The organism is Rhizobium sp. CAU 1783 (assembly GCF_054551725.1).
In genome coordinates this window covers 90,270-103,205 of sequence record NZ_JBTOLM010000002.1, presented here as the reverse complement: position 1 = coordinate 103,205, position 12,936 = coordinate 90,270, and the positions used below count along the sequence as shown (strand labels likewise).

General features: G+C 62.2%; 13 protein-coding genes and 1 tRNA gene. 6 read left to right on the top strand and 8 right to left on the bottom strand.

The window, feature by feature from the left end; all coding sequences use genetic code 11:
• Window positions 1-2: 2 nt before the first annotated feature.
• Together fabB and fabA are read right to left on the bottom strand one after the other, a co-directional pair.
• Window positions 3-1,226, bottom strand: a complete 1,224-nt coding sequence (gene fabB / locus ACX93L_RS07225; protein ID WP_169592382.1) for a beta-ketoacyl-ACP synthase I — start codon at window positions 1,224-1,226, stop codon at window positions 3-5.
• Window positions 1,227-1,265: 39 nt separating this feature from the next.
• Complete coding sequence (fabA, locus tag ACX93L_RS07220; protein ID WP_169592386.1) at window positions 1,266-1,781, bottom strand: 3-hydroxyacyl-[acyl-carrier-protein] dehydratase FabA; 516 nt, start codon at window positions 1,779-1,781, stop codon at window positions 1,266-1,268.
• Window positions 1,782-2,090: 309 nt separating this feature from the next.
• On the opposite strand from fabA, the gene irrA reads away from it, so the two are divergent.
• Window positions 2,091-2,510 carry an iron response transcriptional regulator IrrA gene (irrA, locus tag ACX93L_RS07215; protein ID WP_459404232.1) on the top strand — a complete coding sequence of 140 codons (420 nt, stop codon included), beginning with the start codon at window positions 2,091-2,093 and terminating at the stop codon, window positions 2,508-2,510.
• 22 nt (window positions 2,511-2,532) lie between these two features.
• Here irrA and ACX93L_RS07210 read toward each other — a convergent pair whose 3' ends face one another.
• A complete protein-coding gene (locus ACX93L_RS07210) occupies window positions 2,533-3,171 on the bottom strand; it encodes a trimeric intracellular cation channel family protein (protein WP_459404231.1) in 639 nt (212 codons plus the stop codon).
• Window positions 3,172-3,278: 107 nt separating this feature from the next.
• On the opposite strand from ACX93L_RS07210, the gene ACX93L_RS07205 reads away from it, so the two are divergent.
• Complete coding sequence (locus ACX93L_RS07205) at window positions 3,279-3,752, top strand: hypothetical protein (RefSeq protein ID WP_169592398.1); 474 nt, start codon at window positions 3,279-3,281, stop codon at window positions 3,750-3,752.
• A gap of 6 nt (window positions 3,753-3,758) precedes the next feature.
• On the opposite strand, the gene ACX93L_RS07200 is transcribed toward ACX93L_RS07205, so the two are convergent.
• Window positions 3,759-4,550 (bottom strand): YdcF family protein, encoded by a 792-nt coding sequence (locus tag ACX93L_RS07200; RefSeq protein WP_459404230.1) that lies wholly within the window; start codon window positions 4,548-4,550, stop codon window positions 3,759-3,761.
• Between the two features lie 163 nt (window positions 4,551-4,713).
• Here ACX93L_RS07200 and ACX93L_RS07195 point away from each other — a divergent pair, with 163 nt between their 5' ends.
• On the top strand, window positions 4,714-4,908 hold the full coding sequence (locus tag ACX93L_RS07195; RefSeq protein WP_169592407.1) for a hypothetical protein: 195 nt from the start codon (window positions 4,714-4,716) through the stop codon (window positions 4,906-4,908).
• Window positions 4,909-4,965: 57 nt separating this feature from the next.
• On the opposite strand, the gene ACX93L_RS07190 is transcribed toward ACX93L_RS07195, so the two are convergent.
• From ACX93L_RS07190 to ACX93L_RS07180, 3 genes are all read right to left on the bottom strand, one after another.
• Window positions 4,966-6,129: a TMEM43 family protein gene (locus ACX93L_RS07190; RefSeq protein ID WP_459404229.1), complete on the bottom strand. Its 1,164-nt coding sequence runs from the start codon at window positions 6,127-6,129 to the stop codon at window positions 4,966-4,968.
• A 192-nt stretch (window positions 6,130-6,321) separates the two neighbouring features.
• A tRNA-Ala gene (locus ACX93L_RS07185) sits at window positions 6,322-6,397 on the bottom strand.
• A gap of 156 nt (window positions 6,398-6,553) precedes the next feature.
• Complete coding sequence (locus tag ACX93L_RS07180; protein WP_169592421.1) at window positions 6,554-6,940, bottom strand: TIGR02300 family protein; 387 nt, start codon at window positions 6,938-6,940, stop codon at window positions 6,554-6,556.
• 260 nt (window positions 6,941-7,200) lie between these two features.
• On the opposite strand from ACX93L_RS07180, the gene aroA reads away from it, so the two are divergent.
• From aroA to rpsA, 3 genes are all read left to right on the top strand, one after another.
• Window positions 7,201-8,568: a 3-phosphoshikimate 1-carboxyvinyltransferase gene (gene aroA, locus ACX93L_RS07175; RefSeq protein WP_459404228.1), complete on the top strand. Its 1,368-nt coding sequence runs from the start codon at window positions 7,201-7,203 to the stop codon at window positions 8,566-8,568.
• The gene (gene cmk, locus ACX93L_RS07170) at window positions 8,565-9,206 is read left to right on the top strand and encodes a (d)CMP kinase (protein WP_459404227.1); all 642 of its coding nucleotides are present in this window, start codon (window positions 8,565-8,567) and stop codon (window positions 9,204-9,206) included. The genes aroA and cmk overlap by 4 nt, the downstream gene beginning before the upstream one ends.
• Before the next feature lie 159 nt (window positions 9,207-9,365).
• Window positions 9,366-11,069 (top strand): 30S ribosomal protein S1, encoded by a 1,704-nt coding sequence (gene rpsA, locus ACX93L_RS07165; RefSeq protein WP_169592433.1) that lies wholly within the window; start codon window positions 9,366-9,368, stop codon window positions 11,067-11,069.
• Window positions 11,070-11,163: 94 nt separating this feature from the next.
• On the opposite strand, the gene ACX93L_RS07160 is transcribed toward rpsA, so the two are convergent.
• The gene (locus tag ACX93L_RS07160; protein ID WP_459404226.1) at window positions 11,164-12,897 is read right to left on the bottom strand and encodes a hypothetical protein; all 1,734 of its coding nucleotides are present in this window, start codon (window positions 12,895-12,897) and stop codon (window positions 11,164-11,166) included.
• Window positions 12,898-12,936: the final 39 nt, after the last annotated feature.

Sequence of the window (12,936 nt, the reverse complement as noted above, 5' to 3'; positions counted from 1 at the left end):
CGTTATCCATTGTGACGCTGGAAGACGAGGGTGGCGTTGGTGCCACCGAAGCCGAAGGAGTTCGACAGGACCGTGTCGATCTTCGCGTTGTCGATGCGCTTGCGCACGATCGGCACGCCGTCGAATTCCGGATCGAGTTCGGTGATGTGCGCGCTTTCGCCGATGAAGCGTTCCTGCATCATCAGCAGGCCGTAGATCGATTCCTGCACGCCGGCTGCGCCAAGCGAATGGCCGGTCAGCGACTTGGTGGACTGGATGTGCGGAATCTTCGAGCCGAAGACTTCGCGGATCGCACCGATCTCCTTGCTGTCGCCTACGGGTGTCGAGGTGCCATGTGTGTTGATGTAGTCGACTTCGCCGGTCACCGTGGAGAGCGCCTGGCGCATGCACCGAATGGCGCCTTCGCCGGACGGGGCAACCATGTCATAGCCGTCCGAGGTGGCACCGTAGCCGACGATTTCGGCATAGATCTTAGCGCCACGTGCCTTGGCGTGTTCCAGTTCCTCGAGCACCAGCACGCCGGCACCGCCGGCGATGACGAAACCGTCGCGCGTCGCGTCATAGGCACGCGAGGCCGTTGCCGGGTTGTCGTTGTACTTCGAGGACATGGCGCCCATGGCGTCGAACAGGTCGGACATCGTCCAGTCGAGGTCTTCGTGACCACCGGCGAACACCATGTCCTGCTTGCCCCACTGGATCATCTCATAGGCATTGCCGATGCAGTGGGCAGAGGTCGAGCAGGCCGACGAGATCGAGTAGTTGACGCCGTGCAGCTTGAACCATGTGGCAAGGGTCGCCGAGGCCGTGGACGACATCGCCTTCGGGACAGCGAACGGACCGATGCGCTTCGGGCTGTTGTTCTGGCGGACGATGTCAGCCGCTTCGACGATCTGACGGGTCGACGGGCCGCCGGACCCCATGATGATGCCGACGCGCTCGTTCTGGGCGTAATCGGCTTCTTCCAGGCCGGCATCGGCGATCGCCTGTTTCATGGCGACGTGGTTCCAGGCGCCGCCCTGGGACAGGAAACGCATGGCACGACGGTCGACGAGCTCGGTCGGGTCGAGGCTGGGCTTGCCCCACACCTGGCACTTGAAGCCATGCTCGGCAAAATCGGGAGAAAAGGAGATGCCCGACTTTGCCTCACGCAGCGATGCGGTCACTTCAGCCGCATCGGCTCCGATCGACGACACGATGCCAAGTCCCGTAACAACTACCCGTCTCATAATTCAGACCTTCTTCTTGCTGTGATCAGACAGGCCCGTTCAGGCCGTCTTATCCTTGGACAGACCGACGCGCAGGTCGGTTGCCTGATAGATGGTTTCACCATCAGCCTTCAGCCAGCCATCGGCGGTGCCGAGGACCAGGCGACCGCGCATGACGCGCTTGAAATCGATACCGTATTCCAGAAGCTTGGTGTCCGGGCGGACCATGCCCTTGAACTTCACTTCGCCGGTGGACAGAGCCATGCCGCGGCCCGGCTCGCCGAGCCAACCGAGGAAGAAGCCGGTCAGCTGCCACATGCCGTCGAGGCCGAGGCAGCCGGGCATGATGGGGTTGCCCTGGAAATGGCAGGGAAAATACCAGTCGTCCGGGCGAACGTCGTATTCAGCGCGAATGTAACCCTTGTCGAAGGCGCCACCCGTCTCCGAGATATCCGTGATGCGGTGGACCATCAGCATCGGCGGCAGGGGAAGCTGCGCATTGCCGGGGCCGAACAGCTCGCCGCGACCGCAAGCGAGGATCTCTTCATAGTTATAACTGGATTGTCTCGATGCCATTTTCTTCTTCTTCCCCCCTAGGCGTCTCGTTAACGGACCCTTAGAGCAAGATAGGGACAAAATGAAGTCCCACAATAGGCGACCTCAAACCGGCACGAACTTCCGCCGGACCGACGCCATTTGCTGACTTCTGCCCGTCGCATACAGGAAGCCCCCTCGCAGGACCAGTCCCAAAACGGCCAAATTACAGGTTTTACGGCACTTTATGCCTGTCCGCCGAGGGGGAAACTATTGAAAGGCCGGCGCTTAAAAGTTATATCGTCAAGCTAAGTCTGTGAAAGACAGAGAGGCAGAGCGGAGAGCGTCTTGATGGCGGCTGAAGACCGTATGAGCACGGAAATGAAATTGCGCCGCTCGGGCCTGCGTCCGACGCGCCAGCGCATCGCGCTCGCCAGCCTGCTTTTCGCCAAGGGTGACCGCCACCTGACGGTGGAGGAACTGCACGAGGAAGCCCTCGGCGCAAATGTTCCGGTGTCGCTTGCCACGGTGTACAACACGCTCCATCAGTTCACCGAAGCCGGCCTGATCCGCGTGCTCGCAGTCGAAAGCACAAAGACCTATTTCGACACCAATACTTCCGACCACCATCACTTCTTTGTCGAAGGACAGAACGAGGTGCTGGACATTCCGGTCAACAATATCGCCATCGACAACCTTCCGGAACCGCCGGAGGGCATGGAAATCTCCCATGTCGACGTGGTGATCCGCCTGCGCCCCAAGCAGCGCTGAAGCGCAGACATCCCCACAACTGTCACTTCATGACGTCTTCGGGCGCACGGCCTGGGCGTGAATTGTAGGCCGGAAAACTCCAGCCGAAGCGCAGGGCGCCGCCGCGGATGGCAAAGGCCGTCAGCGCGCCGAAGGCTGACGCCACCGGAAGCGCCAGGCCGAACACCGTGGCCGCGGTAAAGACGCAGGCGCCGGCAAGCGCCGCCGTCACGTAGATTTCTGGACGTAGCAGCACGGAGGGTTCTCCGGCGATGATATCGCGCAGGATGCCGCCGCAGGCCGCCGTAAGCGTGCCGGTGACGATCGCGACCGTCGGAGAACCGGTCGCCACGAACCCCTTGGCCGCCCCCATCACGCAATAGGCCGAAAGACCGATCGCATCGAGCCAGAGCAAGAGGCGGTAGCGCGATTCGACAAGGTGGGCCGTGAAGAAAACCAGGATCCCGACCGTTGCGCAGACCAGCACATAACCGGGGTCACGCACCCAGAAGACCGGGAGATTGCCGAGAACTACGTCTCTGAGCGTCCCCCCGCCGATCCCGGTAACGGCCGCGAGAAAGAGGAAGCCGATCACGTCGAGCTGTTTTCGGGAGGCCGAGAGCGCGCCCGTCGCAGCGAAGACGGCCACCCCCGCATAGTCGAGAAATCCGAGCAAAGTCATCCACGCCTCCCAGCGAAATCGTTTGGAAACCGTACGGGCGTCAGGGCCGCACAAGCAGTCAGGTTCATGATAAAGGAGACCGATCACATCTCCTTGGGACGATTGCCTTGAAGTATCTGCTGCTCGCCTTTCTGCAAACCGCATTTCTGCTCGTCGCGGCGCTTCCCTCCTTCAGCCAGCAGGAGCTCCTCGGCGATCCGGAAATATACGAGAAATCGCATTTTCAAAAGCGCTGCAAGATCGTTCAGTTCGGACCGAACTTCATCAGCCGGCTCGACATCAACAATGACGGCATCACGGATGCAGTGGTCAATGAGGGAGAAGTGGTCTGCGACGGCATGCGCGGCCCCGACTGCACCGACGACGGCTGTCCGTACAACTTCTACCTCCAGGTCAAGGAGGGCGGCTACTTCATGATCGCGACCGCCCAGATGTACGGCTACGAGTTCATCAAGCGCTTCGGCAACATGGTGTTCGTCATGCAGATGCATCCGCGCTTCTGCGAACGGACCGACGAGAACCCCTGCGAGATTACGGTGCGCGTGCGCGGCACGAAATTCCTGACGATCTCGAAAAAGTAGGCAGCGTCACGGGGCCGGATAGAGCTCGCCGATGCGACCGGCTAGGTAGTAGCCAACCAGCCCCAACCATTCCCGCATCGCCGTCGAGGACTGCTGGGCGTTGACGGTCGGCTGGGTCAGGTCGATGCCGAGGCTCGCCTGCCCGCTGGTGCGGTAGTCCGTCGGCCAGGGCGTCACGGCAATGCCGGCCTTCCGCATCAGGCCCATGGATCGCGACATGTGGAACGCTGAGGTGACGAGCAGGCAGTTTTCGAGCCCGTTACCGGCAAGGGCGGACTTGCTGTTCTCGACGTTCTCGAACGTAGTGCGGGAGGTCGTCTCGCGAACGAGCCTGTCAGACGGGACACCGAAGGCAGCGAAGAAGCGCTCCGAGGCGGATGCATCGCCTTCGAAGGCCCCACTCAGGGAGCCGTCCCCGCCTGAAACCAGGATGCGCGCTTCCGGATGGCGAAGTGCAAGCCGCAAGGCTTCGACGAAGCGATCGGCACCCTGATTGAACTCGATGCCGCCACGGGTCGTGGTGACCTCGGTCTCGAAGGCGCCTCCCAGCACGATCATGCAGGACAGCGACTGCGGCTCCGCCACAGGCCGCGGAAACCGCGCCTCGAGGGCCTGGAGGACGACCGAACCGGCCGTCGTGTAAAGCGTCACGAAAAGCACCGCCGCGGCAGCCACATTAAGGAAAAGCCCGAGACGACGCCAACCGACGACAATCGCCACCACGCCGAGAAGGATCCCGAGGAAGGCCAGAGACAGCGGCTGGGCGACGATCCAGACCAGTTTCGACAGCACAAACATCTTCGCCTTTCACCGCCAAGTCATCGACCGCTGCGCCGGTCCCGGTAGCCGGTCATGACGCGAACATGAGTGGGGCTCATATGAAGCCAGTTTCGCTCAAGGCAGCGCCCTTAAGCCTTCCACTCACAAAATTTCAATTTCAGATGCAAATACCGGTGAGCCCATGCGCTTCGCAATCGATATTCTGGACGAGGCAGGCAATAGTCGCATCTATATCGGCGTTCCACTCGGCCGATGCGGTGACAAGCTGCGTGTCCAGTTGCGCAACGGCGAGGCCGAACTCGACATCGATCGCATCACCGACTGGTTCCAGATTGACCAGCCGTCCAGCAGCGACCGCGGTCAACTCTTCTACTGAAACAGGCAAAGCCTCGCTCCCGAAAGAGAACGAGGCTTCGGCATTGCGAGCCGTCAGTCAGGCTGCCGAACTGGCAGCCGGGACCGAACGCCGGCGGAGCCAGACGACGGCGACGGCAACGAGGGCGCCCGCCGCAAGAAGGCCCAGAGACAAAAGCGGGCGATAGGCGAACCAGCCAATGGCGATCACCAGCGGACCAATCACCGCGGTCAGCGCGAAGGCCACGAGCCCGGTCCCGAAACGGACCAGAGACCCCGCCAGCGGAACGAAATCGGCAATCACGCCGAGGATCGAGAAGATCAGGCTGAAGCCGATCATGAGCCCGACAAGCCCCCCGAACCTGACAAGCCAGGTGATCAGCGTGTTTTCCGCCTGGGCGGTGTCGAACATCTCCGCCGCGCTCGCCTTGCCGGAAGCATTGAGGAAGATCTCGCGACCGTTGGACGTGGTGAAAGGCTGCAGGCCTTCGGCATGCTGCTCTGCGACGAAGCTCGCTTCCGAGAGGTCGGAACGCGTGTAGCGGATGCGCAGATCGCCCACCTGCGGCGCGGACTTGCTGGAGCCGACATAGAAGCCGCCACGGTCGAGAAGCACCGTGCCGGACAAGTATTCCTGAACGCGGGCGAGATCGGCTGCGGAAACCGCCAGATCGTTCCTGTCGCCGAGACCGGCGACGTCTTCACCCGATACCGTGAAGGCACCGACCGTCGCCGTGCCGATCGTGAAAGACTGGCTCTCGACCTGCATCTCGGGATTTTCATGTCCCTCCGGCTGACGGAAGTCGCTGGAATCCTGCCGGTCCGGGCGCCATTCTTTCGCGTAAGTGTAGGTGGTCACCGTCTCTTCGCCGCCACCGAGCTTAGTCTCGCTCTTCGATTCGCTCTTCTCGACCCATTGATACATCTCGACGTCACGGCGAAGCGCCACGGCGCCATCAGCCGCGATCCCAAACTCGGAATCGGTCGGCACGTCGGAGGTCTCAACCTTCCCGCTGATGTGAATGAGCTTGCCTTCGTTGGCAGGATCGATCGTGTCGGCACTCACGGACTGCACCAGCCCAGCGCCCTCGACGAGCGCCCGGTAGGATTTTATCGAGCGCCCCTCATTCCAGACCAGCGCCCAGATCGCTACCACCACCAGGACAATCCCGATGACCGCACCCACCAGCGCATTCTTCATTCGCGCGAACCACGATGTCCGCGTCGTTTCCGTAAAACTCATGCCCCACCCGCCTCTGCGTCGATTTGACTGTCGACAAGAGGGATAACCGATCTTTCGTCTTGGAACGGTTAAAATGCTCCGGAAATGGCACGGGAACCACCGCCGTTTCCTCAAGAAAAGAACGTCGCGACATAGTCTCCTTGAAGGAAACCCGAGCTTGGATGATAAGCTACAAATAAATCAGGAAAATTTTGGTGGAGCTAAGCGGGATCGAACCGCTGACCTCTTGCATGCCATGCAAGCGCTCTCCCAGCTGAGCTATAGCCCCATCAAGGGTCCGGCGATGCCGGTTCCGGGATCCCGGTGAAGCAGTGCTTCCGTCGGGGTGGCGGCTTATTACTTCCGGGTTACGGAGATGGCAAGCCGAAAATTGCAGGCTCGGAAATTTTTTCGATTTTCCCGAGCCCAAGCCTTTGATTGTCGATCAGACTTCGTCGTCGTCGCCGGTCACGCCGATGATGCCGGTCATGTCGTCGTCGTCGTCCTCGTCGTCAGCCTCGAGGAAGGTGTCGTCGTCATCGTCATCGAGTTCGACGTCGTCGTCGCCGATATCCGGAAGATCATCGTTGCCGCCGTTGTCGTCCGCGTCATCGAGCGATACGAGCTCGATTTCCGTGTTTTCGGTATCGACTTCCGCAACGTCCTCCTCTTCAGCCTTTTCCATGATGGAAGCGACCGAAGTCTCTTCGAAGTAGGAGAGCGGCCAGGATTTGCCGGTGTAAGGCGATACGATCGGATCCTTGTTCAGATCGTAGAATTTTTTCCCCGTGTCCGGGCAAGTGCGTTTGGTGCCAAGTTCTGCTTTCGCCACTGTCAAAGCCTCTTGAAGTCCTGAAGAACAAACCGCCGCGCGCGGTTATCCGGTCCATGCCCGGTCAAACTGTTAGCGGGTCCCCATAATCGTTGCAATCTCTTCTGTCAAAGGCAAACTTCGCAGCCGGCGGCCGGGGTTTTTGGCTGCCGAGGGATGACCGTTCCATTGCTCTGTGTTAACGAGCGCGAAAATGGCGCCCTCGGGATCCGGCCCCTCGCCCCGACCATCGACGACGCCTTGCCCAGAGGAAACCGTGCATGTCGCATGCCAGCCCGCCGAAACCGGCCATCGCTCGCAGATCGCCCGCGCTTTCCGGCAGTATCCGTATCCCCGGCGACACGTCCATTTCGTACCGTTCCCTCATACTCGGCGGCCTTGCAGCCGGCGAGACGCGCATCACCGGCCTGAGCGAGGACGAAGACGTCGTCAATACCGGCAGGGCGATGCAGGCCATGGGCGCTGCGATCCGCAAGGACGGCGACACCTGGATCATCAACGGCGTCGGCAATGGTTGCCTCATTGCGCCGGAAGCGCCGCTCGATTTCGGTAATGTCGGAACCGGAGGCGGGCTGATCATGGGCCTCGTCGGCGTCTACGACTTCGACAGCACCTTCGTCGGCGACGCCTCGCTCGCCAGGCAACCGATGGGCCGCGTGCTTGATCCGCTGCGCGACATGGGCGTGCAGGTCAGATCCGCCGAAGGCGACCGCCTGCCGGTCACGCTACGCGGACCAAGAACGGCGACGCCGATCACCTATCGCGTACCGATGCCGTCCACCCGGGTGAAATCGGCGGTCCTGCTGGCCGGCCTCAATGCGCCGGGCATCACCACAGCCATCGAACCGGTGACGACGCGCGATCACACCGAGAAGATGCTGAAGGGCTTCGGCGCAAATCTGGCGGTCGAGACGGATGCGCGCGGCGGCCGGACCATTCGCCTCGAAGGCCGCGGCAGGCTGACCGGACAGGCGATCGACGTCCCCGGCGATCCGTCTTCCGCGGCATTCCCGTTGATCGCGGCGCTGCTGGTCCCGGACTCCGACGTCACCCTCGTCAACGTGCTGATGAACCCGACCCGCACGGGCCTGATCCTGACGCTGCAGGAGATGGGCGCCAGGATCGAGGTCATCAATCCACGGCTCGCGGGCGGAGAGGACGTCGCGGACCTGCGCGTGCGGTCCTCCAGACTGAAGGGCGTCACCGTGCCGGAAGAACGCGCGCCGTCGATGATCGACGAATATCCGATGCTTGCGGTCGCCGCGGCTTTTGCCGAGGGCACAACGACGATGCCCGGCCTTGACGATCTGCGCGGGAAGGAGTCCGATCGCCTGGCTGCCGTCGCCGCCGGCCTCAGGCTCAACGGCGTCGACTGCGACGAAGGACAGTCGAGCCTCATCGTTCGTGGCCGGCCGGACGGCAAGGGCCTCGGCAATGCCGCCGGCGATGCGGTCGCCACCCATCTCGACCACCGCATCGCCATGAGCTTCCTCGTCATGGGTCTTGTTTCGCAGCATCCGGTGACCATCGACGACACCACGATGATCGCGACCAGCTTCCCCACGTTCATGGACCTGATGACGGGGCTTGGTGCCAGAATAGAACCCATCGAAGGGAAAGCCGCATGACCCCGTCCTTCATCATCGCCATTGACGGTCCCGCTGCAGCGGGCAAGGGCACGCTGTCGCGGCTCATCGCTGCCGAATACGGGTTCCATCACCTCGACACGGGCCTGACCTACCGCGCCGTCGCGAAGGCGCTGCTCGACGCTGGCCTGCCGCTCGATGACGAAGCGGTGGCGGAGAAGACCGCGCTGGAGCTCGACTTGGCCGGCCTCGATCGTTCGGTCCTGGCCCAACATCACATCGGCGAGGCCGCCTCGAAGATCGCCGTTATGCCGGCCGTACGCCGCGCACTGGTCGAGGCGCAGCGCCGGTTCTCCGCAAAGCTGCCCGGGACAGTGCTCGATGGCCGGGACATCGGCACTGTGGTCTGCCCCACCGCGCCGGTGAAGCTCTTCGTCACCGCCTCCCCGGAGGTGCGCGCCCGGCGCCGCTACGACGAGATCGTCGTCGGCGGCGGCAAAGCGGTGTTCGACGAGATTTTCGCCGATGTGAAGAAGCGCGACGAGCGCGACATGGGGCGCGCCGACAGCCCGCTTAAACCCGCGGATGATGCGCACTTGCTTGATACGTCGGAAATGAGTATAGAGGCGGCGTTCCGGGCGGCCCGAGAGTTGATCGACGCTGCCCGGAAGAGAATTTGACTTCCGGAATAAGGCTTGCCGACATCCGGTAGAAGAACCAGCCGATACGACCGTCCCCGCGCCGGACAGCCCTTCAGGGGCGGACGATCGATCAGGCTTTGTGCAACGCGAACCCCCGGCGCATACCGCGTCCCCGACTGGATGCGATTAGGAGATTTCATGTCTGTTTCTACCCCCACGCGCGATGATTTCGCAGCAATGCTCGAAGAGTCCTTTGCCAAGACCGATCTGGCAGAAGGCTATGTAACCAAGGGCATCGTGACCGCGATCGAGAAGGACGTCGCCATCGTCGACGTCGGCCTCAAGGTCGAAGGCCGCATCGCGCTCAAGGAGTTCGGCGCCAAGGCCAAGGACGGTTCGCTGAAGGTCGGCGACGAAGTCGAGGTCTATGTCGAGCGCATCGAAAACGCTCTCGGCGAAGCCGTTCTGTCGCGCGAGAAGGCTCGCCGCGAAGAAAGCTGGATCAAGCTCGAAGCCAAGTTCGAAGCTGGCGAGCGCGTCGAAGGCGTCATCTTCAACCAGGTCAAGGGTGGTTTCACCGTCGATCTGGACGGCGCCGTAGCGTTCCTGCCGCGTTCGCAGGTCGACATCCGTCCAATCCGCGATGTTACCCCGCTGATGCACAACCCGCAGCCCTTCGAAATCCTCAAGATGGACAAGCGTCGCGGCAATATCGTGGTTTCGCGTCGTACGGTTCTGGAAGAGTCGCGCGCCGAGCAGCGTTCTGAAATCGTTCAGAACCTCGAAGAAGGCCAGGTTGTTGACGGCGTCGTCAAGAACATCACCGACTACGGTGCGTTCGTTGACCTCGGCGGCATCGACGGCCTGCTGCACGTGACCGACATGGCATGGCGCCGCGTCAACCATCCGTCGGAAATCCTGTCCATCGGCCAGCAGGTCAAGGTTCAGATCATTCGCATCAACCAGGAAACCCACCGCATCTCGCTCGGCATGAAGCAGCTCGAGTCGGATCCGTGGGATGGCATCGCCGCCAAGTACCCGGTCGGCAAGAAGATCTCCGGTACCGTCACGAACATCACCGACTACGGTGCATTCGTCGAACTGGAACCGGGCATCGAAGGTCTGATCCACATCTCGGAAATGTCCTGGACGAAGAAGAACGTTCATCCCGGCAAGATCCTTTCGACCACGCAGGACGTCGACGTCGTCGTTCTCGAAGTCGATCCGTCCAAGCGCCGTATCTCGCTCGGCCTCAAGCAGACCCTCGAGAACCCGTGGCAGGCATTTGCCTACAGCCATCCGGCCGGCACTGAAGTCGAAGGTGAAGTCAAGAACAAGACCGAATTCGGCCTGTTCATCGGCCTCGAAGGCGACGTCGACGGCATGGTTCACCTCTCCGACCTCGACTGGAACCGTCCGGGCGAACAGGTCATCGAGGAGTTCAACAAGGGTGACGTGGTCAAGGCTGTCGTTCTCGACGTCGACGTCGAGAAGGAACGCATCTCGCTTGGCATCAAGCAGCTCGGCCGCGACTCGGTTGGCGAAGCTGCCGCTTCCGGCGACCTGCGCAAGAACGCCGTCGTTTCCTGCGAAGTCATCGGCATCAACGATGGCGGCATCGAAGTGAAGCTCGTCAACCACGAGGACATCACTTCCTTCATCCGTCGCGCCGATCTGTCCCGCGACCGCGACGAACAGCGTCCGGAGCGTTTCTCGGTTGGTCAGGTTGTCGACGCTCGCGTCACCAACTTCTCCAAGAAGGATCGCAAGGTCATGCTGTCGATCAAGGCCCTGGAAATCGCTGAAGAGAAGGAAGCCGTCGCACAGTTCGGTTCGTCCGACTCGGGCGCTTCGCTCGGCGACATCCTCGGCGCGGCTCTGAAGAACCGCGGCGGCGAATAAGCCTCCTGACGACTGAAATAAAAGAGCCCGCCGATCACCGATCGGCGGGCTCTTCTTTTTGCGGATACGCTCCCCGAGCTGCGGTCGACGATGCTCAGGACCAGCCGGCCATGCGCCAATAAAGATCGTTCGGGCTTTCGCTTTCACCCAGGCTCGCGGACTGCTCCGATGCCATCGCCTCGAGGGCGGCGGTATCCCCCTCGTCAGCAACCACGCCTGTCTCGTCCGCTGCCTGCTCGTCGCCGGCCTCGCCCGAGTCGTCTCCGTCCGCCTCGCCCTCTCCGGCACCCTCACCCTGACCGCCGCCGAAGCGATGGTTCAACAGTTCGGGCCGCTCGGTGAAGTCATCGTCGGCGAAGAGATAGTTGACCACGGGCAGAGGCACTCCTTCACGCAGGATCGCCGACAGGCGCGTCGCCGCCTCTTCGGCACGCGGCAAGTCCAACGGGACGTCACGGGCAGCCGCGGACCTTGCATCCATTGCTCCGTCCGTCGAAGGAGGTTCCGACGACTGTTCGAGGAGAGCTGCATCGTCTTTCGCTGCGCTTGGCGACGCTTCGGAGGTGGCGTCCCTCGGGCGCCCAAAGTCGGCGGGGTTGTCGGATTTCGCTTCGTCGGCCTGGGTTAAATCCAAGAGTTCGGCCGGATCGGGGAAGATCTCCTCCTCCGTCGGCAGAACCGCAGCATTCCCATTTTCGTCCGGTGCCACGACCGTCTTCCATTCCTCGCGATCGAGAAGGGACAGGGCACGTTCGCCCGGCTGGGACACCGGCCGCTCCGTCCCTGCGCGGGCATCAGCAGTTGTACCCGTCCCATGCTCATACTCGATGGCTGGCCGCGGTCGGTTATCATCCGGCCGCATCAGGGGGAGCTCTTCGTCTACGGCTTGGACATCTGGCGGCTGGAAGGCCCCGTCGGTCGATGACGCGGTCCGAATCTCGGACGACACCGGGTCGTCACCGGATTGCCCGGAAGCCTGCGGAAGCCGTGCGTGATGCTCATGAAGACCTGAATCGGCGCGCTCGGAATCTGAAGCCTCAGGGGCTGCGAACAGTCCTCGCAAGAACTCGGCGCCATCCTGAGCGGCCCGTTCCATTGCGCGCAGTGCTGCCGCGGCAAGCGATCCGTTGGCTGTTTCGTTCGTTCCCGAGAAGATCCGGCCCTTGGCGACCGCGTCCAGGGGATCGTTCGACGGATCGGCCCGGCTGCCTTTCGGCGCGGTCACCCCTGGAACAGGATTGCCGGTTGCAACCGCCGCCGCACCATTCCGCCCGGCAGCCGTGACCGTCGACGGCAAGGGGACCGGCCGGACTTCCCCACCATTCTGCCGATAAGAGGTCACCACGGTGCGTGCCGCGAGATCGCCCCGGTCCTTTGCCCGGTAGAACTCGAGATAGATCGCGAGCGTCGCCGCTTCCGGCCCGGCTGGATTGCGAAAGGCTCCCATCAGGGTGCGCAGCTGCAGGCCGTTGAACATCTGGGCAAGCTGGCGCTGTAGCGCCTGTCGGGCCTGCGGCGGCAAATCGGCGAGCGCCTGGACGAGGCGGCCGGCGTAGCTGCTGATGGTTTCGCCAGGAGCACGCTCCAGGCGGAGCTGCTTGCCAAGAAAGGTCACGAGGGTCGCAAAGTTCTCCGACATCCGTTCCTGACCGGACAGGAGAAGAATGTTCAAGCGGCCGGCGATCGCATTGTTCGGCTCCACGCCGATGGCGGCCTGCAAAGGCATGCCCTGCGTCTTCGCAGCCGCGCGACCCGCATCCTCCTGCGAGGCACGGTGATCCTGATAGGAGATAGACGCGTTTACGACGGCGTTGACTGGTGGCAGCATGGCCGCTCCCCATCGGGCAACAAGGCTGAAAGATCATTG

Coding starts and splice junctions, on each gene's coding strand:
- fabB (WP_169592382.1), bottom strand. CDS start 1,226: ATGAGACGGGTAGTTGTTACGGGACTTGGCATCGTGTCGTCGATCGGA.
- fabA (WP_169592386.1), bottom strand. CDS start 1,781: ATGGCATCGAGACAATCCAGTTATAACTATGAAGAGATCCTCGCTTGC.
- irrA (WP_459404232.1), top strand. CDS start 2,091: ATGGCGGCTGAAGACCGTATGAGCACGGAAATGAAATTGCGCCGCTCG.
- ACX93L_RS07210 (WP_459404231.1), bottom strand. CDS start 3,171: ATGACTTTGCTCGGATTTCTCGACTATGCGGGGGTGGCCGTCTTCGCT.
- ACX93L_RS07200 (WP_459404230.1), bottom strand. CDS start 4,550: ATGTTTGTGCTGTCGAAACTGGTCTGGATCGTCGCCCAGCCGCTGTCT.
- ACX93L_RS07195 (WP_169592407.1), top strand. CDS start 4,714: ATGCGCTTCGCAATCGATATTCTGGACGAGGCAGGCAATAGTCGCATC.
- ACX93L_RS07190 (WP_459404229.1), bottom strand. CDS start 6,129: ATGAGTTTTACGGAAACGACGCGGACATCGTGGTTCGCGCGAATGAAG.
- aroA (WP_459404228.1), top strand. CDS start 7,201: ATGTCGCATGCCAGCCCGCCGAAACCGGCCATCGCTCGCAGATCGCCC.
- cmk (WP_459404227.1), top strand. CDS start 8,565: ATGACCCCGTCCTTCATCATCGCCATTGACGGTCCCGCTGCAGCGGGC.
- rpsA (WP_169592433.1), top strand. CDS start 9,366: ATGTCTGTTTCTACCCCCACGCGCGATGATTTCGCAGCAATGCTCGAA.
- ACX93L_RS07160 (WP_459404226.1), bottom strand. CDS start 12,897: ATGCTGCCACCAGTCAACGCCGTCGTAAACGCGTCTATCTCCTATCAG.